The sequence below is a fragment of the Ensifer aridi genome, from assembly GCF_002078505.1.
GTDB classification, from domain to species: Bacteria; Pseudomonadota; Alphaproteobacteria; order Rhizobiales; family Rhizobiaceae; genus Sinorhizobium; species Sinorhizobium aridi.
This window is the reverse complement of sequence record NZ_LUAV01000004.1, coordinates 95379-118542: the sequence shown is the minus strand read 5'-3', so window position 1 is coordinate 118542 and position 23164 is coordinate 95379. Positions and strand designations below refer to the sequence as shown.

Below are 23164 nucleotides of genomic sequence, written 5' to 3'. Positions count from 1 at the left end.
AGGATGGACCCCGCCAGTTGTCGACTGGGCCGCATGAAACGACGATGCTGTTTATCCCGCGATCTTCGAGAAATCCGCAACCTCGCCGGTTGCCGTCCGGATAAGACCCAAGAGCGCCAGGCGGTTGGCACGGATCGCCGCGTCCTCGTCGTTGACGAGCACGTCATTGAAGAACACGTCCACCGGTTCCCGCAATTTGGAAAGTGCCTCCATGGCGGAGCGGAAGTCCTCCTTGACGATCGCTTCCCGCGCGTCGCCGGAGGCGAGCTTGATCGAGGCATGGAGGGTCCGCTCGGCATCGAGCCGGAAGAGCTTCTCGTCCACGGCGGCGGCGACCTCGGTGCCCTTTTTCTCTTCCGCCGCGAGGATTTGCGTTGCGCGCTTGGTACCGGCGAGCAGGTTCTTGCCCTCCTCCGCCGTGATGAAAGCCGTGAGAGCTTCGACGCGGCGCGCAATCATCAACAGATCGTCGGCTTCGGGCGTCAAAACTGCATCGATCAGATCGTAGCGAGCGCCGAGATCGCGCAGATACACCTTGAGACGGTCATGGAAGAAAGCGAGAAGGTCGGCGGAAATGTCCGTCGCCACATCCAGTCGCTGTGCCCTGAGGCCGGCAAGCGCGACATCGAAGAAGGGCAGGAGCGGCAGCCGCGCCCTGCCCTCCAGAATGAGGCGGATCACGCCGAGCGCCGCACGGCGCAGCGCATAGGGGTCCTTCGAACCGGTCGGCTTTTCGTCGATCGCCCAGAAGCCGACGAGTGTGTCGAGCTTGTCGGCGAGCGCCACCGTCACTGAAACGGGTTCCGTCGGCACGCGGTCGGAGGGGCCTTGCGGCTTGTAGTGGTCCTCGATCGCATTGGCGATCGCAGCATTCTCGCCCTGCAGCGCCGCATATTTATGTCCCATAATGCCCTGAAGCTCTGGGAACTCGCCGACCGCCTCTGTGCGCAGATCCGCCTTGGCGAGCACGGCCGCGCGGTCGACGAGCGCCTCGTCGGCGCCGGTGACCTCGGATAGTGCTGCGGCCAGCGAGCGGACGCGGGTAACACGATCGCCCTGCGTGCCTAGCTTGGCATGGAAGGTTACGTTCAGCGCGTCGAGCTTCGCCATGCGCTGGTCAAGCGGCCTCTTGAGGTCGAGCTCGAACTTCTCCGCAGATGCTTTGAGCGTGTCGAGGTCCGGCAGGTCACCCTGATCTCGCTTCCAGAAATGCGCCGCATCAGAGAGGCGGGCGCGGACGACCTTGCCGTTGCCGTGCATGATCTCCTTGCCGCCGTCCTTGGCCTCGATATTCGAGACGAGGATGAACTTATTCGACAGCGTTTCGGCACCCGGCTTGCGCGTGACGAAGCATTTCTGGTTGGTCTTGATCGTGAGCCGAATGATTTCTGAAGGGATTTCGAGATAGCTCTCCTCGAAGCTTCCCATCAACACCCGCGGCCATTCGACGAGACCCGCCACCTCTTCCAAAAGGCCTTCATCCTCGACGAGCTCAAGGCCGCTCGCAAAGGCGATGTTGTGCGCGTCGGCGGAGATGATCTCCTTGCGGCGTTCCGCGTCGAGCACGACCTTCGCCTTTTCGAGCTTTTCGGCGTAATCGGCAAAGCGGCGCACGGTGATCGCCTCCGGCGCATGGAAGCGATGGCCATAGGTCACGTTTCCGGCAACGATGCCGTCGACTTCGAACGGGATCACCTTGGTCTCGTCGTGCTCCGAGCCGAAGGTACAGACGATCGACTGCAAGGGCCGCACCCAGCGCAGGCTGCCCGGTCTTGCGGAAGCGGCGCCGGAGCGCATGGATTTCGGCCAAGGGAAGTCGCGGATGATCGCCGGCATGACGTCTGCGACGATCTCTTCGGCCGCCCGGCCGGCTTTCAGGATATGCGCGACGTAGAAATCGCCCTTCTTCGGGTCGCTGTGGACATGCGCCTCGCTGATCGAAGCGAGCCCGGCGGCGCGCAGAAAACCTTCGATCGCCTTTTCGTTGGCGTCGGTGCGCGGTCCCTTGCGCTCCTCGCGGACATCGGCGGAGCGTGCGGCGAGGCCGCGTATGTCGAGCGTCAGCCGGCGCGGCGTCCAGTATTCGCGCGCACCCTCATAGGTGAGGCCGGCCTCGACCAGCGCGTCCGTCACGAGCTTCTTCAGGTCGCCGGCCGCCTTACGCTGCATGCGGGCGGGAATTTCTTCGGAGCGCAGTTCGATAAGAAGATCGGGCATGAATTCGAGACTTTGTTCTGTTCCGTACGGTTGCCGCGGGACTTAGCAAGCTCTGGCGAAAATGTCATCAAGGCCGGTGAGGAAATTGGTCCTTCACCAGCCACCGCCGCCGCCCCCTCCCCCGCCGCCGCCGGAGAAACCGCCGCCGGAGGAAAAGCCCGAGGACGAACTCTTGGGCGGCGGCGGCAAGGAGGAAGTAATCGTATCGGCCATGGACTCGGCAAAGCCGCCGATCGTATCGGTGAAGGTGCCGGGGCCGAAGGAGTCGCCATGATACCAGCTCGGCTGGTAGGCCGCCGCGGCGGCGCCTGCGGAGGCCGCGACGAGCCAGCGCTCGAAGATCTCGGTCCAGGGCTTCTCGACACCGAGCGCGACGGCATAGGGCAGCAGGGTCTCGAAATGCCGCGGCGACATTTCCGGCGCGCCCTGCATGTTCAGCCGGTCCTTCTCCGCGAGCGTCATGTATTGCCGGAGCCCATCGATGCCATCCATCATGCGCGTGCCGAGCGGCGTCGGTGCACCCATCAGATAGAAGAAGAGCATGTTGACGAGCACGACGCCGCCAATCGCGAAGAACAGCGGCAAATCGTCTGCTTCCGCCGCCGAGAAGACGAGGACGGCCAGGATGCTTGAGAAAACCGTGAAGAGGACGAAGCCGATGAAGGCCAGCACGACGATCGAAAGGATCCGGCGCATGAGGCTGGATTGGCGCCGGAACGACTTGCCGACGGATACCGCGAAGACGGAAGCGAAAACGGCGAAGAAGACCGGAACGATGACAAATGGAATGCTGTCCTCGCTGAGACCGCCGAAGATGAATAGTGCGGCGAGAGCGGCGATCGAAAGTGCGACGCCGCCGATTACATAGCCGGTATTGGCGCGATAATATTTGCCGCGGTGCTCGCGCTCCATGGCGCTACGGAAGCTGGAGCCCGCTGCAGCGACTTCCTTGCCGTTCGCCCGGTCGATCGTGAGCTTGCCGCCGGCAGCCTCGACCGCTTTCATCACCGTCGCCTCGCCGGTCGGCAGTTTGTCGCCGCTCTTGCCGGTCGCGGTGACGATGATGGCGTTCTTCAGGTCGTCGAGAACGACATGTCCCTTGACGGCGAGATTGAGCAGGGTTGCCGAAAGCGCCGTCCAACCTTCGCCGGAAAAACCTTTATTGTCGATGTAGTTGACGAGCGCGGGCGAAATACCCTCCGGCGGGTCCCAGCGCGGTACCATGACGCCGCGGGCAGGATCGCGCCCCACCCGGATCCAGGCGCGGCCGTAATAGAGCGTCACGAGGATGAGCCCGATGCCGGCGATGACAAGCGCCAGATGGTCGCGCAGCCACCAGATATTTTCCTGCGAGGACGTTGGCCGGTCGATACTGCCCTTGGGCAGCTTGACCGCGATGGTGAGACCTTCCTGTGGGCTCAGGCGGCGGGTCGTCGCGAAGAAGATTTCATCACCCTCTTCCACCGCCCGCGCATCTTTGCCGGTGGCCCCGTAGCCGCCGGTGAAGACGTCGAGCGCCTCCGCTTGTACCCCCTCCGGCAGGGTCACGGTCGCTGTTGCCTCCTCGATCGGAAAGGCCCATTCCGTACCGGTCACGTTCCAGTAGAGCTCGTCGTGATCGTCGAAGAAGCGTATCTGACGACTCGTCTCGTAGGTGATCTGAAAGGTGTGCTCGCCGCGCGGCAGGAAGACGTCGGCGCTGCCGGTATAGATGCGGATGCCGCCGTTGATCGATTCCGTGCGATATTCCTCGTCCTCGCCATCCCGCTCGACGGCGAGAAGCTTGAAATCGACCCGGCTCCGTCGACCGTGCGCGTCGACGAAGGTCAGGGGAAAGTCCCGATAAATGCCGCGGCGGATTTGGTTGCCCTCGACATTTGCCGTGATCGTCTCGGTGACCGTGAGCGTGCCATCCTTGGCGACGTCGATGACCGAGTGGTAGGCAGAGATGAACTCTTCCGCCGCCGCGACAGCCGGCACGGCCAAGGCAAAAAAAGTAAACACAAGCGCCGCGAACAGCCGCCTCATCGCGATTTCCTTTTCGCGCGCATTTGCATTTTGCATGTCGTTACCCCAAAACCGCTGCCCACTTTTGGGCGACATGCATTAGAAGCATCTTGCATGTCGCTACCCCAAAAACGCTGTCCACTTTTGGGCGACATGCCACTAGAACTTGACCGACGGCACCGCACGATCGGCCTCGTTGGTGATCTCGAAATAGCCGGCCTTGGCGAAGCGAAACACATTGGCGATCAGATTGGACGGGAAGCTCTCGACTTTGACGTTGAGATCGCGGGCGGCACCGTTGTAGTAGCGCCGCGACATCTGGATCTCGCCTTCAATCGTCTCCAGCGAGCGCTGCAGTTCCGCGAAATTCTCGTTGGCTTTCAAATCCGGATAGGCTTCGGCAAGCGCGAAGAGACGTCCAAGTGCCTGCGAAAGCGCGCCTTCGACGGCCGCTCTTTCGGCGACGTCGCCCTCCGGCACGGCCTGCGCCCGGTTGCGCAGCGCGACGACCTCTTCCAGCGTCGACTTCTCATGCGCCGCGTAGCCCTTCACGGTCTCGATGAGATTTGGGATGAGGTCGGCACGGCGCTTCAACTGCACGTCGATGCCGGACCAGGCCTCCTCGGCGACCTGCCGCGCCTTGACGAGGCCGTTGTAGACGAAAACGAGATAAAGAACGACGGCGACGCCGATTGCCAGTCCGATCATGAAACCCCTCCTTGAGACCCGCCGGCCCCGACTCGATTAACGCGACGCCGAGGCAGGCGAAAACGCGCACACTTTTCCTCAATCGCGCTCCGACTTCAAAGGCTTTTCTGCATCAGCCGGAGGAACGGCAAGGCTCCCCCGCCGTCCTTCGACTCTGCTCAGACTTCAAGCTCTGCCGGTGACGTCATGCGCCCGATTGGGCTGTTCCGCCGGTAACGGCGCCGAGCCCGCCAATCGCCGATAGTTGAACCATCGAACAACCGCAGAACCGAAGACAAGATCATGAAACCGCTCGCAACCTCCATCAACGTGATCGCCTTTATGGCTCTCTTCGTTGCCCATGCGAGCGCAACGCCGGCCGACGGGCTGAGCGGTGTTCGCCGCGCGCTGCAGACCTATGCCAGCGAGTGGTCGAACGACACATATGCGGTGACGAAACTGATCTGGCGGATCGATGGCGGGGGGAGCGAACCGGATTGCCCACCCCTGCCTGCCGGCATGCGGCTGTCGGCTGAAGGGCTTGTCCTACCTTGCGCACAGCGGCCGCGCTGGTCTGGTGATCAGGCGGCTTCCCTGTTCGCGCCGCCGGCATCGGTGAGCAGGAAGGCCTCGCCACAAGCCTTCGCCAGCGTGCGCACGCGCAGGATGTAGCTCTGGCGCTCCGTGACCGAAATCACGCCGCGCGCATCGAGAAGATTGAAGACGTGGCTCGCCTTGATGCATTGATCATAGGCGGGGAAGACGCATTTGTGCAGGCGGTTGTTGCTGGCGTCGCCCGGCGCGCCGGCAGCAAGCAATGCCAGGCACTCCTTCTCGGCATCGATGAAATGCTGTTGCAACATCGCGGTGTTGGCATATTCGAAATTGTGCCGTGAATATTCCTGCTCGGCCTGCAGGAAGACATCGCCATAGGTGATCTTCTCGGCACCGTCACGGCCATTGAAGTTGAGGTCGTAGACATTGTCGACGCCCTGGACGTACATCGCCAAGCGCTCGAGACCATAGGTCAGTTCACCTGAAACCGGCGAGCACTCGATGCCGCAGACCTGCTGGAAATAGGTGAACTGCGACACTTCCATGCCGTCGCACCAGCATTCCCAGCCAAGTCCCCAGGCGCCAAGCGTCGGGCTTTCCCAGTCGTCCTCGACGAAACGGATATCGTGCAAGAGCGGATCGAGGCCGATTGCCTCGAGGGAGCCGAGATAGAGCTCCTGCAGATTGGACGGGTTCGGCTTCAGGAGCACCTGGTACTGGTAATAGTGCTGCAGCCGGTTCGGATTCTCGCCGTAGCGGCCATCGGTCGGACGGCGCGAGGGCTGGACGTAAGCGGCGCGCCAGGGCTTCGGACCGAGCGCGCGCAGCGTCGTTGCGGGATGGAAGGTACCCGCGCCGACCTCCATGTCGTAGGGCTGGAGCACGGCGCAGCCCTTATCGGCCCAATAGTTGTGCAGCGTCAGGATCAGGGCCTGAAAGGAACGCTTCGGGTTCATATGGTCCGGGATGGATGCGGTGGTCATGAGATCACGTCCGAATTCTTCGAAATTTGCGCGGACAGGTGCCATGCCAGAAGGTAAGGGTCAAGCCTTGCGCCGACCGACCGCGCCTGGGCGCAATCCGGCGAATGTCACTCGTCGTCGCGCTTCAGGCGGTATTCTCCGGTCTTCGGATCTTTCACAAGTGTACCGTTGGCGCCGGTCTGCTGTTCACGGCGCAGGCGCTCACGCTGGCGAGTCAGCCTCTCCGCGTCGGCGATGAACTTGCGATATCCGATCCAGGCGATGATAGCCACGATCAGAAGCAGGATGATCTGCGGCATTGTTCCTCCTCCTCAGATCGGAGTCGATGAGCTGGGTGATCTTCACCAGAGTGGTAGCGCGACCTTGCGCGGCTGACCAGATGCCCGCGTCAAAGTCCGAAACGCGCCCATAGGGCCCTTTCCTCGACAGCCTCAACCAGACCCGCAGCCGCCGACGCGGCGAGCGGCCCCGCGATCGACCCGGCAACGGCGGCCCCCGGCTGACGCCGGCCGAACAGGCTACGAGCGGGTTGAATGAGCTCGAGCCTCGCCTTCTCGCCATAGCGCTTCTTCACTTCGCCCCGCATATCGCCGAGGCTGTCGACAAGGCCGAGTTCCTGGCTGCGTTTGCCGGTCCAGAAGAGACCCGAGAAGATATCCGGGTGGTCCGCCAGCAGCGAGCCCCGCCGCGTCTTCACCATCTGAATGAAGATATCATGGATGTCGAGTTGCAGGCTCTTCAGGAACTCGACGTCGCGCTGCTTCTCCGGCTGAAACGGATCGAGCACCACCTTGTTTTCGCCGGCCGTATACACGCGACGTTCGACACCGATCTTTCTCAGAAGCTCCGGAAAACCGAAGCCGCCTGAAACGACGCCGATCGAGCCGACGATCGAGGTCGGGTCGGCGATGATCTCGTCGCCGGCGAGCGCGATCATGTAGCCGCCGGAGGCTGCCACGTCCTCCACGAAGATCAGCACGCGCTTCTTCTTCTCCTCCGCAAGGTCGCGGATGCGCTGATAGATGAGGCGCGACTGCACCGGCGAGCCGCCCGGCGAATTAACGGAAATGGCAACGGCCGGAGCCTCCTTGATCGAGAAGGCCTTCTCAAGAAGCGGCGCCACACCGGCAAGATTGAGAACCGGGCGGAACTGACCGCCGCCGGCCATGATCGCGCCATGCAGCCTGATCGCCGGTATGGTCACTCCATCCCTGCGAAAACGCCTCGGCATCAGCTTTTTCAAGAATCCGGCCATCTCAACTCCTGCCATACGAACTTGTCACTGCATGTATGCATTGCGGCGACAAACGCAATGCCGTGCTTACCGTTAATCATCGGCGATGATAGACCGCACGCCCGTTGTTAAGATCGTCGACCTCCGGCGAGAAGCGATGAGTTGCCTCCCCGTGCATGACGAGTGGCGCGCGCAGCGCCAACCGCTTGCGGCTCTGTTTGATCGCCGTCACGAGAATGCGTACGGCGTTCTCACCGGCCCGCGGCAGGAGCGGCGTGATCTCGATGCCGCCGAAGCGGCGGCCGCAGGCCGCAACGATCTCGGCGATCGATTCCGGCCGTGCAATGAGCGAGAGCTGGCCGCTCGGCTTCATGATGGCGCCTGCCGTCTTGATCCAGGTCTCGAAGAGATCGTCGCTCATGGCATGAGCTTCCTCCTTGAGGCGGTCGGGGGTCCTGCGGTCCGCGGCATCGTTGAATGGCGGATTCATGATCACATGGTCGAAAACATCGTCGGCAAGGCCCGCGGCCGCGCGCGCCTTGCCGTTCAGCGCGACGTCCGCCTCGAGAACCGAGACCCGGGCAGCGAAACGGGCGTTCTCGGGCAAGGCGAGGCTGCGGCGGGCAAAATCCGCCATGATCGGCGAACGCTCGACGAGGAGCACCTCGGCCTCCTCGATCCGCGAGGCGACGGCCATGCCGGCCGCCCCGGCGCCGGCGCCGAGATCGGCGACGCGGCACGGGCGGCTGCAGGAGACGAGGGAGGCAAGCAGCATCGCATCCATGCCGGAGCGATGCCCCTGGCCAAGCGGTTGGATCAGGTGGAATCTGCCGCGGTGGAACGCGTCCACCGTTTCCGACGTTCTCGTCATCTCCGTTCGGGCCTTACGGGAAAGTCCGCCGGCATCATTGCCGCAATTCCTTTTCCAAGCCCGCGTCGATCAGTATCTTCCGGGCTCTCTCGGCGTCCTCTTCGGCGACCAGAAAGCGCCGCGGCAGGAGGCCGAGCGAGCCTTCGAGAATGCTCATATCCCGATCGGCTATGAGACAGGCGATGCCCGCATCCTTCATCAGGCTTTCGGCGAAGGAGAGAAGCACGGCGTCGTTGGTGCGGATCAGTTCCTTCATAGAGGCTCTTTTTTCCTGTCTCAAATTGCAGCGAGCGAGGCAATTCGCCTCTTGCCGCCCGAGGCCCCTCTTTCTATTGTCGCAACCGACGACGAAACAGGAGTCCGGGGCGTTGGGCGTAGTGATACCGCTGGAAGACAATAAAAACAAACAGGCGTCTGTGAAGCCGCTTGTCGATCTCACTTTGCCCGATATGGAACGCGTCAACCAGCTCATTCTCTCCAAGGCGGGCTCCGACGTTCAAATGATTCCGGAAGTCGCCAACCACCTTATCTCGTCGGGCGGCAAGCGGCTCAGGCCGATGCTGACTCTCGCGGCGGCCGCCATGTTCGGCTATGAGGGCGACGGCCATATCAAGCTCGCGACCAGCGTCGAATTCATGCATACGGCAACGCTGCTGCACGACGATGTGGTCGACGAGAGCGACCTCAGACGCGGCAAGTCGACGGCGCGGACGATCTGGGGCAACCAGGCGAGCGTGCTCGTCGGCGATTTCCTGCTCGGCCAGGCGTTCCGCATGATGGTCGACGTGGGCTCGCTCGAGGCGCTCGACGTGCTTTCGACCGCCGCTTCGGTGATCGCGGAGGGCGAGGTGCTGCAGCTCTCCGTCGCCAAGAACATGGAGACGACCGAGGACGACTATCTCCAGGTCATCCGCGCCAAGACGGCAGCGCTCTTCGCCGCAGCCGCCGAGGTCGGGCCGATCGTCGCGGGCGCTGCGAAGGCCGACCGCAACGCGCTGAAGTCCTACGGCACGAATCTCGGCCTCGCCTTCCAACTGGTCGATGACGTTCTCGACTATGGCGGCTCGTCGAGCGAGCTCGGCAAGAATGTCGGTGACGATTTCCGCGAGGGCAAGATCACGCTTCCCGTCATTCTTTCCTACCGCCGCGGCACGCCGGAAGATCGGGCGTTCTGGCGGGAGGCGATCGAGGGTGGCGCCAGCGATCAGGCAAATCTCGAAAAGGCGCTTGGTCTCATCCGCCGTTACGGTGGGCTGACCGACACAATCGCGCGGGCCAAGCACTACGGCACGATCGCACGCGATGCGCTTGCGCCGCTGCCGGCCTCTCCCTGGAAATCGGCAATGATCGAGGTGATCGATTTTTGCATCGACCGTGTGAGCTGAGCGCGGGCTGACAGGATATTACTTCCCCTTGGAGGAATTTCTTGCCGCACTGCGCCAAAAAAGCCATTCTATTCTCCAAGACTTGTGCGAAACGATTTCCGATCGCTTTCTGCACAACCAGCGGTGGCGCCACAGGCGTGACCACCGGCAATGAAAGGTTTGATATGCGGCAGAATACATTCCTTCGCCTTCTCAGCGGCGCAGCGATGCTGGTCCTCGCATCGGTGACCGGCGGCCAGCAAGTGTTTGCCGAAGAGAAGGCGCCGGTCGAGGACGCCAAGCCTTTCGACATTCGCAGCGTCAACACGTTTGCGGGCGCATTCCTTGCCGCGCGGACGGCCGATGTCGATCGCGATTACGCGACGGCAACGGAGCTCTACCGGACCGCCTTGCAGTTCGAGCCCAACAACAACGACGTCAAGCAGCGGCTGATGATCACGCTGCTGATGAGCGGCCAGTTCGATCAGGGCGTCAAGATCGCCGAGGAACTGAAGTCCGATCCAGCCGTCGAGCGGATCACGACGGTGGTCCGCGCCATCGAGGCGATCCGCAAGCGGGAATACCGCAATGCACAAAAGCTCTTGAACTATCAGGGACCGAACGACCTCGACCGTCTGATGAGCAATCTGCTCTCCGCCTGGGCCAAGTTCGGCCAAGGCCGCCCGAAGGAGGCGCTGGCCCAGATCAAGGGCCTGGAGGGACCGGAATGGTTCCGGGTGTTCAAGAATTATCATGCCGGAGCGCTCGCGCTTGCGGCCGGCGACAAGGCGACAGCGCGCGCCCGGCTGAACGACGCCATTCTCGACCGTGAAGGCGGCAGCGCCGCACCGGACACGTTCATGCGCGCCGTCGAGGCGCTGGCACGCTTTGAAGCGCGGGAAGGCAACAAGCAGAAGGCGCTGGACACGATTGCCGTCGGCGAAAATCTCGTCAACAACTACACGCCGCTCGAGGCGCTGAGAAAGAGCATCGAAGAAGGCAAGCCCCAGGAACAGCAGGTGCGTACTGCCGTGCAGGGTGCTGCGGCGGTGCTCTTCTCCATCGGCGGAGCGCTCAATCGTGAGGGAGCGGAAGACATTGTTTCGCTCTACTTGCAGACGGCGCGCCGGCTCGATCCGGAGAGTCCCGATATTCTGGTGATGCTCGGTGGTATCGCGGAGAACCTGAAGAAACCGGAAGAGGCCATAGCGCTCTACAAGAGCGTGCCCGAAGATTCGCCGATGCGCCGCCTTTCCGAGCTTCAGCTCGGTCTCAGCCTCGCCAGTATCGGCAAGGTCGACGAAGCGAAGAGACACCTGAAGGCCCTGATCGACGTCGATCCCAAGAATATCCGCAACTATCTCGCCTATGGCAGCGTGCTTTCCGATGCCAAAGCCTACAAGGAGATGGGCGAGCTTTACGACCGAGCGGTGGAGGCGATCGGCCCCGTGCCGAAGCGCAGCGACTGGACCGTCTTCTTCCAGCGCGGCATCGCCTATGAACGGCAGAAGATCTGGGAGAAGGCGGAGCCGAACTTCCTCAAGGCGCTGGAGCTCAATCCGGATCAACCCCAGGTCCTGAACTATCTCGGCTATTCCTGGGTCGACATGAACATAAAGCTCGAAGAGGGTCTCGACATGATCCGCAAGGCGGTCGAGCTGAAGCCCGACGACGGCTATATCGTCGACTCGCTCGGCTGGGCCTATTTCCGCATGGGCCGCTTCGACGAAGCGGTGGCCGAGCTCGAGCGCGCTGCGGAACTAATGGCCGGCGACGCGACGATCAACGATCACCTCGGCGATGCCTATTGGCGCGTCGGGCGCAAGCTAGAAGCGGTGTTCCAATGGAACCAGGCGCTCGAACTGAAGCCCGAGGAAGCGGAAATTCCGAAGATCAAGGCGAAGATCGAAAACGGCCTCCCGCCGCTCAAGGAGCGGGTTCCGGCCGCCGCTGACGCCAAGGAAACGCTGCCGAAGAAGAATGGACCCGAGGTGGCGACGCCGGGCAAGAAGTCCTGATCAAGGCATGCGGACAGACGGCATTCCGGGCTTCGCATTGACCTTTGCGGCGCCCGCCAAGATCAATCTTGCTTTGCATGTTGTCGGCCAGCGCGCCGATGGCCACCATCTTCTGGAAAGCTTGGTGACGTTCGCCGACTGCGGCGACCGGATCGGACTGACGCCGGCGGACACGGACCGCTTCACGCTGTCGGGCCGTTTCGCACCCGTCCTGCCGCTTTCCGCTGAAGGCAAGGACGGCAATCTTGTGCTTCGCGCCCGCGACCTGTTGCGCCGTGAGCTTGCGCTGGAAGGTGCAGCAGCAGGTCCGGTCCATATGCATCTCGAAAAAAACCTGCCGATCGCCTCCGGCATAGGCGGCGGGTCGGCAGACGCGGCCGCAACGCTGCGCGGGCTCATGACGCTCTGGAGTGCGTCGGTTGCGCCTGCAACGCTCGAGAGCCTTGCGCTCGCGCTCGGTGCCGACGTGCCGATGTGCCTTGACGGCCGGCCGCTCCTCGCGAAGGGGATCGGAGAGGAAATCACGCCGCTTCCCGACCTGCCGTCCTTCGCGATCGTCCTCGTCAATCCGCTCGTGGCCGTTTCCACTCCCGTCATCTTCCGAACGCTTGTGAAAAAGAACAATCCGCCGCTTGGCTTGCCTGAAGGCGCCCGCTCGAAGGCGGAATGGCTGACAGCGATGGCCGCCATGCGTAACGATCTGGAACCTCCGGCGCGCGCCCTTGAACCGGTGATAGCAGACGTGTCGGCCGCGTTGAATGCTGCAGGCGCCACACTCGTGCGGATGTCCGGCTCCGGCGCCACCTGTTTCGGGCTGTTCGACGGCGAAGAAAGCGCCGCAGCCGCCGGCGAAGAGATTTCCGCCAGCCATCCGGAATGGTACGTTCAAGCCACGCGAACCGCGGGGAAAAGAGGATAAATCCGATGCCCGGCCTCGACGAAACACGCCCCTTCATTGCTGTCGGCATCGCCGTGCTCACGGTCTCCGACACGCGCACGCGCGCGAACGACAAGTCCGGCGACACGCTCGAAGCGAGGATACGCGAGGCCGGCCATCGCCTCGAAGCACGGGCGATTGTTTCAGACGACCGGCAGAAGATCTACGATCAGGTCAAAAGCTGGACGCTGAATGAGGCGATCGACGTCGTCATCACCACCGGCGGCACCGGCTTCACCGGCCGCGACGTGACACCGGAAGCGCTGGAGCCGCTCTTCGAAAAGCGGATGGATGGCTTCTCCGAGGTGTTTCACCGTATCTCCTACGACAAGATCGGCACCTCGACGATCCAGTCTCGGGCGACGGGCGGCGTCGCCAACCGCACATTCATCTTCGTTCTGCCCGGCTCACCCGGTGCCTGCAAGGACGCCTGGGACGGAATCCTGAAGCAGCAGCTCGACTACCGGCACATGCCCTGCAATTTCGTGGAAATCATGCCGCGGCTGGACGAGCATCTGCAGCGCGGCTGACGATTTCCATGTTCCGTCTGGAACAGACCGTGACAGACGAAGACGCTACATTGCTACCGTCGGCTTCGCTCGAAGCGGGCAAGGCAGGCACCGTTTATCCAAATCGAGCGAATGCAAGGACACCCTCTTTCCTGGGGCATATTGGGGCGGAGGGAAGGCTACGACATGCTGTCCATTCGGAAAGGGGGGCACGCATGGCAAGACATTTTCAAGTCAAGGTCATTTGAGAGCCACTTGGGGGTGCCGCAAGGCGCACCCCCTTTCTTGCTGCCCGCTGACAAGACGCGCGGCGCTGTAGATCAGGCCCGCTCCGTCGCCGGCCGATTGCCGATGGTCACCCAGGCCGGTACGAGCTCGGTCGCGAGCTTGCGCACTGCCCGACCATTCGCGATGTCGCTCAGCCGCATGTTGCCGCGCACGACAGCAACCGCATCCCTCTTGCGCATCAGGAATCCCGCCTCCAGCGGCGCGCGGCGCGATAGCCGCTTGAGAAGCGGGCGCTTGTGGATGCGCGAGGGAGAAAACCGCGCCGGGTCTTTGCTGGTCGATATGTATTCCAGGAGCTCGTCCACCCAGCGCCCGGTCGGCCGCGCCCCCGGCTCGAGAAACATCAACCATTCGCCGCGCGCGGAGCGGACGATATCGCCGAGATCCCATTCCACGCAGAAGCGGCAGCCGGCTGCATCGGCAACATGCGGGGAGCCGTCGCTCGAGCCGTGGTCAAGGATGATGACATCGCTGACAAGCCCCTCCACGGCGCCCGCAACCAGCGCGGTGAGCGTCTGCGCCAATTCCGCTTCGTTGTCCCTTGTTTCCATGATGATCGTCAGCATGACCGTTCCTACCGCATTGCCGAACCAAACACCACAACTTGCCTGATGGATTGCCGCCGTTCTGCTTCCGCCTCGTGTTTTTTTGTTCTTGCTTTGTTCTCTGTCATGGATTAGGAAAATAATCATCACGAAACGGAATCGCATATCCGATTCCGAGGAGATTTCGATGAACGAGCTGTCTCAACTCAAGCAGGGCGCCTTTGCGCCCGGCAACAGCGCGGACGTGGCCGAAGCCATCGTCTCGGGAACCGGCGTCAGGATCGATATCGATCGTCGACGTGGCCGCGGTGCCGCCCTCAATATGTCCGGACGCTTTGAGCCGCGCACACGCGAGGCTTTCGACGACGGCTGGCAGACAATCGAGGAATTGCCGCCGTTCAAAACCGAGGTTCAGGTGGAAAAGCCAAGGGCCGTCATTACGCGCAACGATTCGCCGGACATTTCCTTTGATCGCTCCATCAATCCCTATCGCGGCTGCGAACACGGCTGCATCTATTGTTTCGCGCGGCCCACGCACGCCTATATGGGGCTGTCGGCAGGGCTCGATTTCGAAGCCAAGCTCTTCGCCAAGCCGGATGCCCCTCGCCTTTTGGAACGCGAACTGGCAAGGCCGGACTATAAAGTCCGTCCAATTGCGATCGGCACCAATACCGACCCCTATCAGCCGATCGAAAAGGAATGGCGGATCATGCGCCAGATATTGGAGGTGCTGAAGGCGGCCAACCATCCGGTGATGATCGTCACCAAATCGGCCATGGTGACGCGCGATATCGACCTGCTTGGTCCGATGGCGGAAATGGGCCTGGCACGGGTCGGCATTTCGGTGACGACGCTCGACCGCAAGCTGGCACGCACCATGGAGCCGCGGGCGTCGACGCCGCCGAAACGGCTCGAGGCGATACGTGCGCTTTCCGAGGCCGGCATTCCGACCGGCGTTCTGGTAGCGCCCATAATCCCGGCGCTGAATGATCATGAAATTGAACGCGTGCTCGATTCGGCGAAGACGGCAGGCGCGTCGGAGGCAAGCTATGTGCTCCTGCGGCTGCCGCTGGAGGTGAGCCCGCTCTTCCGCGATTGGCTGCTCCGCAACTATCCGCACCGCTATCGCCATGTCATGTCGCTCATACGCTCCATGCGCGGCGGCAAGGATTACGACGCCGAGTTCGGAAAGCGGATGAAGGGAAGCGGGCCCTATGCCTGGCAGATCGGCCGCCGCTTCGAACTCGCGGCCAAGCGGCTTGGGCTAAACCTGACGCGCCGGCAGTTGAGGAACGACATCTTCGTGCCACCGCTCGGGATGGGCGTTCAGTTGTCACTGCTTTAGAGCGCTTGCGGGTACGCCCGTGTTGCGGAGGTCGATCCTTGCCGCGCAACGGACGGATCCGGGAGCGGCATTACGGCGCGGTCGTCTTTTCAGATGCACAAGGGATGCTGCTGCACTTTGAATTGCTGCATGTTTTTATCCTGAAATCCGGTCCGGTTTAAGGAACATGCAGTAGAGAATTCGGTTCCAGCACATCCACTTTGCCTCGGGATGCGCTGGCGCCCCTCGGTCACCGCCGCACCTGTACCGAGGGGCTTGAAGGGAATCGGGTGAATGTGCGAGGGTCCCCCGCATGTCACGTCGCAAGTCGCCCGATTCCCCACTTTTTCCGCTTGAGCTGCCTGTTCCGGATTTCAGCTTCGAGGCCGCAGCGCGCCTTGACGGCTTCTGGCCGGTGGCCGGCGCCGATGAAGCCGGACGAGGGCCGCTTGCGGGCCCGGTCGTCGCCGCTGCGGTCATCCTCGATCCCGATGCGGTCCCGGCAGGGCTCAACGACAGCAAACTCCTGACCGCAGAGCAGCGCGAGGCGCTGTTTAAAGAAATTCTGGCGACGGCGACGGTTTCGATCGCCTCGTCCTCGGCGACGCGCATCGATTCAACCGATATCCTGAAAGCCAGTCTCGATGCCATGCGGCGCGCGGTCCACGGCCTTGCTACGGCAGCGCGTTTCGTCCTCGTCGACGGTCGCGACGTGCCGCCGGGCCTCTCCTGCCATGCGAAGGCAGTCGTCAAGGGCGACTCGCGCTCCGTCTCCATCGCTGCAGCATCGATCGTCGCCAAGGTCACCCGTGACCGCATGATGGCCCGCGCCGACGCGACCTTCCCAGCCTATGGCTTCGCCCTTCATGCAGGCTATGCGACTGAGAAACACCGCATTGCCATCGACAGCCATGGTCCCTGCTCGCTCCACCGCATGACCTTCCGCCCCTTTCGGCAGATCTGACGACGCGCCATAAAAGGCGCTTGCGGCTCCGTTTCGAATCTCATCTCGACGCTCAGGAAATCATCACGCCTGATATCTCCGCAACAGCGGGATGCGGCGGCGATGACGCCATTAGTGGCCCCACAACGTCTCCCCTCGCTGCTCCAGTTGCGGCAGTTGTCGTTAAACGGTCGGCGATGCCCAAAGCCATGGTCGCAATCGCCCGCTCTTGGCGGTCATTTTATGGGACGCCGTTCGACCACACCGGGGCGCTCGCAATGGAGGCGCCAGTCGGAGGGAGTGCCCGCAACACATCTCGACAGGCTTCGCCTTATGGGCCCGGCAATAGGCCGCGCTTGACAGGACTGCTCCAAAAGAGAAGCCCCGCCGAAGCGGGGCCCTCTGGAATGTCAGACAAGAAACGAGCGCCTCAGTTGAGCCGCGACTTGACCTCGCCGAGCGCCTTCTTGAAGAGCGCTTCCTGTGCGCCGGCATCAGTCTTGCTCGCCAGCACCTTCTCCGCGGCGCTGATCGCCAGGTCCACGGCCGCCGAGCGAACCGCGTTGATGGCGTCACTTTCGGCCTGCTTGATCTTCTGCTCGGAAAGTGCCGTGCGGCGCGCGACATATTCCTCGGTCTTCTGCTTGGCTTCCGCCGTCAGCATTTCCGCCTCGCGTTGTGCGGCGGCGACGATGCTCGCAGCCTCGGCCTCGGCGTCCTTGCGCTTGCGCTGGTATTCGGCGACCAGGCTCTGCGCTTCCTCGCGCAGCCGCTTGGCTTCCGCCAGCTCGTTGCTGATCTTGTCGGCGCGGGCGTCAAGCGCCTTACCGATCATGCCCGGAACCTTGAGGTAGGCGATGAGAGCGAAGAAGAGGATCAGGCCGACGAGGGCATAGAAAGTCGCATCAAGTGCCATAATTCGTTGCTCCTCAGTTGCCGGCCGATGCCTTGACCGCCGCAGCGATCTCGGTCTTGGTGACGGTTCCACCGATCAGTTGCTTGACGACGGCGGTAGCCGTTTCCTCGGCGATCGCGCCGACATCGGCAAGTGCCTTGGACTTGATATTGGCAATGCGCGTCTCGGCAGCGACGATCTTCTTGGCGAGATCGGCTTCGATGGCGGCACGCTCCGCGTTCGCCTTGGTCTTGGCCGCTTCGCGGGCGGTATCGGCGATCGAATGGCCCTTGGCTTTGGCGCTTGCCAGCTCCTGCTCGTAAGCGGCGATGGCAGCGTCGGCCTCGCCCTTCAAGCGGGAGGCCTCGTCGAGATCCTGTGCGATCCGGTCATGGCGCGTTTCGAGAATTCCGCCGATGCGCGGAATAATGACCTTCGACATCAGCAGGTAGAAGAGGCCGAACGTGATCGCGAGCCAGAGCACTTGCGATGCGAAATGGGTCGAATCGAAGGGCGGGAACACGCCGGATCCATGCTCGCCTTCGTGGGCCACACCCGTTTCGGTGTGCACCTCACCGGCCGCAGGAGCATCGTGCGCTTCGTTGCCTTCGGTGTTGGTTGACTGCTGGGCATAGGCCGCGGTCACAAACATGCTCACCTCCAGGTGCAAGAAAATGCGCGGCCGCGACCCAGGGGCCGCGGCCGAAAACTCCAGCCGATATTAGACGGCGAAGAGGAGGAGGAGCGCTACGAGCAGCGAGAAGATGCCCAGAGCTTCCGTAACGGCGAAGCCGAATACGAGGCGGCCGAACTGGCCGTCAGCAGCCGACGGGTTGCGCAGGGCGCCGGCGAGATAGTTGCCGAAGATGTTGCCGAGGCCGAGAGCCGTGCCGGCCATACCAAGGCATGCAAGACCTGCACCCAAGAACTTTGCTGCTTCCGCGTCCATGATTGACTCCTTCGAATGGTGTTGCGGCTAGGATTTGCGCCCCCGGCGGCTCAAGCCGACCGGAAGCGAGCGACTGTTATTCCTTAGTGGCTTCCCGGGTGGACGGCGTCATTGAGGTACATGCAGGTCAGCACCGCAAAGACATAGGCCTGGAGGAAGGCGACCAGGAATTCGAGACCGGTGAGAGCGACGGTCATGATGAGCGGCAGGACCGCGCCGCCGATGCCGAGCGCGCCGAAAGCGCTGAGCGAAGCGACGAAGCCTGCGAAGACCTTCAGCGTGATATGGCCCGCCAGCATGTTGGCGAAGAGACGGACCGAAAGGCTGATCGGACGGGAAAGGAACGAGATGACTTCGATTGCCACCACCAGCGGCAGAAGCGCGCCCGGCACACCATGCGGCACGAAGAGATTGAGGAAGCCGAGGCCGTGTTTGTAGAAACCATAGAGAATGACCGTGCCGATCACGAAGACGGCGAGCGCGAAGGTCACAATGATCTGGCTGGTGACAGTGAAGAAGTACGGGAACATGCCGAGCAGGTTCGCCGTCAGGATGAACATGAACAGCGAGAACACCATCGGGAAGAATTTCATCCCATGGCTGCCGGCGCCTTCCCGAAGCATCGAGGCGATGAACTCATAGGACATTTCCGACACCGACTGCATGCGCGTCGGGATCAGCCCGCGCCGCGACGTCGTCAGATAGAGGAAGCCAGCGGCCGCACCGACAGTCGCAACCATGAACAGCGACGCATTGGTGAAGGAAAAGTCAATTCCGCCAATCTCGATCGGGACAATCTTGTTGACCAGGAACTGGTGGGTCGGATCGTTTGACACCGCGCTTCTCTTTCGTTTTGCCCGCCCATGAGCGGAAACCGTGTTCTTCCGGACGACACCTCAGGCGCCGCCCTCGTCCTTTTTGTCACTGCCAGGGCCGCCTTTCGGCTGATCCGGTGTCGCCACCAGACCGGCGGAACGCAGCACGTTCAACACACCGGCACAGAACCCGAGAAGCAGGAGGACGATCATGCCCCACGGCCCTGTACCCGCAAAGTGGTCCAAAAGATAGCCCAGAAACGCCCCGACCACGATGCCGGCGATGAATTCGCTCGAAAGCTTCATCGCCGCTGCGTAGCCCTTGCGGCTTTCGTCGGCGCGCCTTTCCGTCTCGTCCGAGACATCCGCCCGCTTGGACTTGATGTCTTCGCCAAGGCGCTTGAGCCGCGCTTCCAGACTCTCTTCCGGCTTCTCCGTCACATGGCTCCCCTTTGCAGCCCCACGCGGTCGAACGCGATCTCGGTCATACAAACGGCCGGTGTTCAAGCCACGCTTCGGCCCCATTTGAAGTCGCGCGCAACATAGTTTTACGACCCCGCATAGTCAAGGCATGCGGGGACGTTGAAGGTGGACAAAATTCCTGCACGAATTCAGAGAGTTAACGATATTTCCGCCGAGCCTGCGACAAAGCGGCAGCGGGAATCTTCGCCGAATGACGCGGCTTCAGCCGTTGCTTCTGCCGCTGCCAAGTTGCCGGACTCGTCAACTCCAGCCGCCGCCGTAGGTCCGATAAAAGATGTGCAGCCCGATCTTGCCGACCCGCTTCATCGTCTTCGCCCAGGCGGGCTTCACATAGGTGGCGTGATAATGCGTTGCGGAGCCCACCTCGGGCAACCAGATCTTGCCGGCGGTGACGGCCATCGCCACTTCCTTGGCCGTTTTCCAATGGGAGCGCGAATAGATCAGGTCGCGGATCATGTCGCAGGCGAAGGAGAACTGGCAGCGATTGCGCCAGGCCTTGTTCTGGTAGACGACACCGCAAATCGTCTTCGGATAAGTCGGATTGCGAACGCGATTGAGAATCACCTGCGCGACCGCCGCCTGCCCTTTCACAGGCTCGCTGCGGGCTTCGAAATAGATCCCTTCGGCCAGGCAGGTCTGCTCTTCCTTGCTGAAGACTGAGGCGGGCAACGGCGTTGCTGCCCAGGCATGGTCATCAGGCGCGATATCCGGAATGAAACGCCCGCCGTTCTTGTCCTTCCGCAGAATCGAATCGAAAGGCGATTCACGCGCATAGTCCGGCTCGGGCCGGACATAGGCAGTCGCGAGAATATCGGGCTTGTCGTTGGTGACGAGCTTGGCAAGCATCGGCGAAAGGCCGGGTTCGAGCTTCGGCGGCTTCTTCCGGTAGAAGGCCGTGGCGATCTCGATCTCCTTGCCTTTGATCTTCGGCTTGGCAAAGATCATTCGCTCGGGGCCGTCGAAGACCGGTTCCATGAGCGAGCTCGTGCGCTGAAGGATCGAGCCGGCGGTAAAATCCTTCGGTGGCGTCACCGGGCTGACGGCGACGATGCGCCCCTTCTTGAGCTTGCGGGTGACGCGATCCTCGTCCGGCGTCCCCTGATGTTTGGTTTCAGCCGTCAACGCCACACGGCTGCCGTCCGGCATCGTCATGCCGGCGCCGCCATCGAGCGCACCGGTGGTGATCGGATCGGCGAACACCATCTCGACCTCGTGGACGGAGCCCGCGGGCGATTGCGTCATATACATGCGCCAGCGCTCTCCGCCGCGATTGATGCCGGAAAGAAAGGTCGCGAGGTCGGAATAGGCGACGGCCGAGGGAAAGCCGAGGAAGAGCGCAAGGCCTATGATGGCCGGGGCGCGCCACGTCGTGAGGGGCAGGCGAAACTTGCGACGCACTCTTTCACTCTTACGCACCGGTCAGCTCCACGCAACTCTACTCGGGCACGCGTTCTCGCGGGCCGGTACACGACCAGCAGCAAGATTCCGTGCAGAACGCTAGGTTTTGGAAGCGATCGGACGGCTCCCCGGGACCGCTTCGTTCGAGCCTCGAAAATGAAGCATTAACCTTGATGTTTGGTTAATGCGGACGCGCCCGAAGCGGCAGATTGTCGGGGTTCCGCTTAGATGATCACGTGCGAACCGAGCTCGACCACGCGGTTCGTCGGCAGGCGGAAATAATCGGACGGGTCGATCGCCGCGTTGGCGAGCGCAATGAACAGGCGGTCCTGCCAATGCGGCATGCCCGATTGGGCGTCGGGAACGAGCTTGCGGCGGCCGAGATAGAACGAGGTCGACATGATGTCGAATTTGAGCCCCGATTTGCGGAAGAGGCCCAGCGCCTGCGAGACGTTCTGCGTCTCCATGAAGCCGAACTTCATTTCGAGCAGCGTGAAGCGGTCGGACAGCGGCCGCACGCTGACGCGCTCTTCCTTCGGCACCTTCGGCGTGTTGGCGGTACGGATCGTAAGGACGAAGTTCTGCTGATGCAGCACATGATTGTGCTTGATATTGTGCAGCAGGGCGGCGGGCGTCGAATCCGGGTCGCTCGTCAAGAAGATCGCCGTGCCCGGCACCGCCACGGGCGCATGTTCACTCTTGCGTTCGATCGATTTGATGAAGCTCGCCAGCGGAATGTCGATATGGCGCGTCTTGGCGTGCAGGATCTCGGTGCCGCGCTTCCAGGTCCACATGATGATAATGAAGGTCGCAGCGATCAGGATCGGCACATAGCCGCCATCGTGGACCTTCAGCATATTGGCTCCGAGGAAGACGAATTCCAATAGGAACAGCGGCAGGAGCGCGCCGGCGGCCCACCAGCCGGACCAGTTCCAGCGCATACGCAGGAATTCGAAGGAGAGAACCGTCGTGACCACCATCGCGCCAGTGACGGAGATGCCATAGGCGGTCGCCAGCGCCTCGGACGAGCCGAAGACGAAAACCAGCGCCATGACGCCGAACATCAGCAGCGTATTGACGTTCGGCAGATAGATCTGCCCCGTATGGGTCTCGGAGGTGTGGAAGATCGCCATGCGCGGCAGGAAGCCGAGGTGGATCGCCTGGCGCGTGAGCGAAAAGGCGCCCGTGATCACCGCCTGGCTGGCGATGATCGTCGCCGCCGTGGCGAGAATGACGGCGGGAAGCAGCGCCCATTTCGGGAACATCAGGAAGAACGGATCGGACATCGCCTCGGGATTCTCGAGAACGAAGGCGCCCTGCCCAAGATAGTTAAGGGTCAGCGCGGGGAAGACGATGGTGAACCAGGCCCACTGGATAGGCCTCCGGCCGAAGTGGCCGAGATCGGCGTAAAGGGCCTCGGCTCCGGTAACGGTGAGGAAGACGGCGCCGAGCACGACGATGCCGACATAGCCTTCGTTGAGCAGGAAGGTGACGGCGTAGAACGGGTTGAAAGCTTTGAAGATCGACAGATCGTCCGCGATATGCACGAGACCGATCGCGCCCATGACAAGGAACCAGACCAGCGTTATCGGCCCGAAGAAATTGGAAACCGCGCCGGTGCCCTTCGACTGCACCGTAAAGAGGAGCAGGAGGATCACCACCGCGATCGGAACGACATATTCACTCAGCGCCGGCGTCACCAGCTTCAACCCCTCTACGGCCGAGAGCACCGACAGCGCCGGCGTGATCATCGCGTCGCCGATGAAGAGCGCCGCCCCGGCAATCCCCATGAAGAATAGGATCGCCGTATGTCCGTTGGCGGTCTTCATGAGCAGCGCCAGCAGGGACAGGGTCCCACCCTCGCCCTGGTTGTCCGCTCGCAGCAGGAAAAGCACGTATTTTATCGTGACGATGATCGTCAGCGACCAGATCATCAGCGAGATCAAGCCGATGATCTCCACGTCCGTCACACCGTCATGCGAAACGGGGCGCAGTGCCTCGCGAAAGGCATAAAGCGGGCTGGTGCCGATATCGCCGTAGACGACGCCGATGGAGCCAAGCGCCAGAGCAATCAGTCGACGCGTATTTTCGGACCCATGCACGGCGGGAGCAGACAATTGAGACATGCGCGTCCAACAGGCC

General features: G+C 62.2%; 23 protein-coding genes. 7 read left to right on the top strand and 16 right to left on the bottom strand.

Annotated features, from left to right (window positions below; genetic code table 11):
- Window positions 1-51: 51 nt before the first annotated feature.
- The 8 genes from glyS to AYK65_RS04160 all read right to left on the bottom strand — a co-directional run bounded on the left by glyS (window position 52) and on the right by AYK65_RS04160 (window position 8810).
- Window positions 52-2217: a glycine--tRNA ligase subunit beta gene (gene glyS, locus AYK65_RS04200; RefSeq protein WP_046118467.1), complete on the bottom strand. Its 2166-nt coding sequence runs from the start codon at window positions 2215-2217 to the stop codon at window positions 52-54.
- Window positions 2218-2310: 93 nt separating this feature from the next.
- Window positions 2311-4245, bottom strand: coding sequence for a DUF2207 domain-containing protein (locus AYK65_RS04195; RefSeq protein WP_081158070.1), 1935 nt, complete (start codon window positions 4243-4245; stop codon window positions 2311-2313).
- Between the two features lie 138 nt (window positions 4246-4383).
- Window positions 4384-4932 carry a LemA family protein gene (locus AYK65_RS04190; protein ID WP_026612970.1) on the bottom strand — a complete coding sequence of 183 codons (549 nt, stop codon included), beginning with the start codon at window positions 4930-4932 and terminating at the stop codon, window positions 4384-4386.
- 560 nt (window positions 4933-5492) lie between these two features.
- Window positions 5493-6449, bottom strand: a complete 957-nt coding sequence (locus AYK65_RS04180; protein ID WP_026612972.1) for a glycine--tRNA ligase subunit alpha — start codon at window positions 6447-6449, stop codon at window positions 5493-5495.
- A 107-nt stretch (window positions 6450-6556) separates the two neighbouring features.
- Window positions 6557-6748, bottom strand: a complete 192-nt coding sequence (locus AYK65_RS04175; RefSeq protein ID WP_026612973.1) for a hypothetical protein — start codon at window positions 6746-6748, stop codon at window positions 6557-6559.
- Window positions 6749-6837: 89 nt separating this feature from the next.
- Window positions 6838-7704: a S49 family peptidase gene (locus AYK65_RS04170; RefSeq protein WP_026612974.1), complete on the bottom strand. Its 867-nt coding sequence runs from the start codon at window positions 7702-7704 to the stop codon at window positions 6838-6840.
- A gap of 76 nt (window positions 7705-7780) precedes the next feature.
- Entirely contained in the window at window positions 7781-8554 is a 774-nt protein-coding gene (locus tag AYK65_RS04165; protein ID WP_046118470.1) for a tRNA1(Val) (adenine(37)-N6)-methyltransferase, read from the bottom strand.
- A gap of 34 nt (window positions 8555-8588) precedes the next feature.
- Entirely contained in the window at window positions 8589-8810 is a 222-nt protein-coding gene (locus AYK65_RS04160) for a putative signal transducing protein (protein WP_026612976.1), read from the bottom strand.
- A gap of 112 nt (window positions 8811-8922) precedes the next feature.
- Here AYK65_RS04160 and AYK65_RS04155 point away from each other — a divergent pair, with 112 nt between their 5' ends.
- From AYK65_RS04155 to moaB, 4 genes are all read left to right on the top strand, one after another.
- Window positions 8923-9939, top strand: a complete 1017-nt coding sequence (locus AYK65_RS04155; protein ID WP_046118471.1) for a polyprenyl synthetase family protein — start codon at window positions 8923-8925, stop codon at window positions 9937-9939.
- Between the two features lie 164 nt (window positions 9940-10103).
- Window positions 10104-11936, top strand: a complete 1833-nt coding sequence (locus tag AYK65_RS04150) for a tetratricopeptide repeat protein (protein WP_026612978.1) — start codon at window positions 10104-10106, stop codon at window positions 11934-11936.
- 7 nt (window positions 11937-11943) lie between these two features.
- Window positions 11944-12855: a 4-(cytidine 5'-diphospho)-2-C-methyl-D-erythritol kinase gene (locus AYK65_RS04145; protein ID WP_026612979.1), complete on the top strand. Its 912-nt coding sequence runs from the start codon at window positions 11944-11946 to the stop codon at window positions 12853-12855.
- 5 nt (window positions 12856-12860) lie between these two features.
- Window positions 12861-13403, top strand: coding sequence for a molybdenum cofactor biosynthesis protein B (gene moaB, locus AYK65_RS04140; protein WP_026612980.1), 543 nt, complete (start codon window positions 12861-12863; stop codon window positions 13401-13403).
- Window positions 13404-13702: 299 nt separating this feature from the next.
- Here moaB and AYK65_RS04135 read toward each other — a convergent pair whose 3' ends face one another.
- Window positions 13703-14236 carry a glycosyltransferase family protein gene (locus AYK65_RS04135; protein WP_046118473.1) on the bottom strand — a complete coding sequence of 178 codons (534 nt, stop codon included), beginning with the start codon at window positions 14234-14236 and terminating at the stop codon, window positions 13703-13705.
- A gap of 166 nt (window positions 14237-14402) precedes the next feature.
- Here AYK65_RS04135 and AYK65_RS04130 point away from each other — a divergent pair, with 166 nt between their 5' ends.
- The 3 genes from AYK65_RS04130 (at window position 14403) to AYK65_RS04125 (ending at window position 16503) form a co-directional block, all read left to right on the top strand.
- On the top strand, window positions 14403-15560 hold the full coding sequence (locus tag AYK65_RS04130; RefSeq protein ID WP_046118474.1) for a PA0069 family radical SAM protein: 1158 nt from the start codon (window positions 14403-14405) through the stop codon (window positions 15558-15560).
- Window positions 15561-15598: 38 nt separating this feature from the next.
- Entirely contained in the window at window positions 15599-15721 is a 123-nt protein-coding gene (locus AYK65_RS33455; protein WP_267885987.1) for a hypothetical protein, read from the top strand.
- A 131-nt stretch (window positions 15722-15852) separates the two neighbouring features.
- On the top strand, window positions 15853-16503 hold the full coding sequence (locus tag AYK65_RS04125) for a ribonuclease HII (protein ID WP_026612983.1): 651 nt from the start codon (window positions 15853-15855) through the stop codon (window positions 16501-16503).
- A 409-nt stretch (window positions 16504-16912) separates the two neighbouring features.
- Here the strand turns inward: AYK65_RS04125 and AYK65_RS04120 are convergent, their stop codons facing one another.
- The 7 genes from AYK65_RS04120 to AYK65_RS04090 all read right to left on the bottom strand — a co-directional run bounded on the left by AYK65_RS04120 (window position 16913) and on the right by AYK65_RS04090 (window position 23148).
- Window positions 16913-17398, bottom strand: a complete 486-nt coding sequence (locus tag AYK65_RS04120; protein WP_081157953.1) for a F0F1 ATP synthase subunit B — start codon at window positions 17396-17398, stop codon at window positions 16913-16915.
- A gap of 13 nt (window positions 17399-17411) precedes the next feature.
- Window positions 17412-18029: a F0F1 ATP synthase subunit B gene (locus tag AYK65_RS04115; protein WP_046118476.1), complete on the bottom strand. Its 618-nt coding sequence runs from the start codon at window positions 18027-18029 to the stop codon at window positions 17412-17414.
- Between the two features lie 69 nt (window positions 18030-18098).
- The gene (locus tag AYK65_RS04110; protein ID WP_026612986.1) at window positions 18099-18326 is read right to left on the bottom strand and encodes a F0F1 ATP synthase subunit C; all 228 of its coding nucleotides are present in this window, start codon (window positions 18324-18326) and stop codon (window positions 18099-18101) included.
- An 83-nt stretch (window positions 18327-18409) separates the two neighbouring features.
- Complete coding sequence (locus tag AYK65_RS04105) at window positions 18410-19162, bottom strand: F0F1 ATP synthase subunit A (protein WP_046118477.1); 753 nt, start codon at window positions 19160-19162, stop codon at window positions 18410-18412.
- Window positions 19163-19222: 60 nt separating this feature from the next.
- The gene (locus AYK65_RS04100; protein WP_046118478.1) at window positions 19223-19582 is read right to left on the bottom strand and encodes an AtpZ/AtpI family protein; all 360 of its coding nucleotides are present in this window, start codon (window positions 19580-19582) and stop codon (window positions 19223-19225) included.
- Between the two features lie 282 nt (window positions 19583-19864).
- Entirely contained in the window at window positions 19865-21040 is a 1176-nt protein-coding gene (locus AYK65_RS04095; protein WP_046118479.1) for a cell wall hydrolase, read from the bottom strand.
- Window positions 21041-21246: 206 nt separating this feature from the next.
- Window positions 21247-23148 (bottom strand): potassium transporter Kup, encoded by a 1902-nt coding sequence (locus AYK65_RS04090; RefSeq protein WP_034884893.1) that lies wholly within the window; start codon window positions 23146-23148, stop codon window positions 21247-21249.
- Between the last annotated feature and the right edge of the window lie 16 nt (window positions 23149-23164).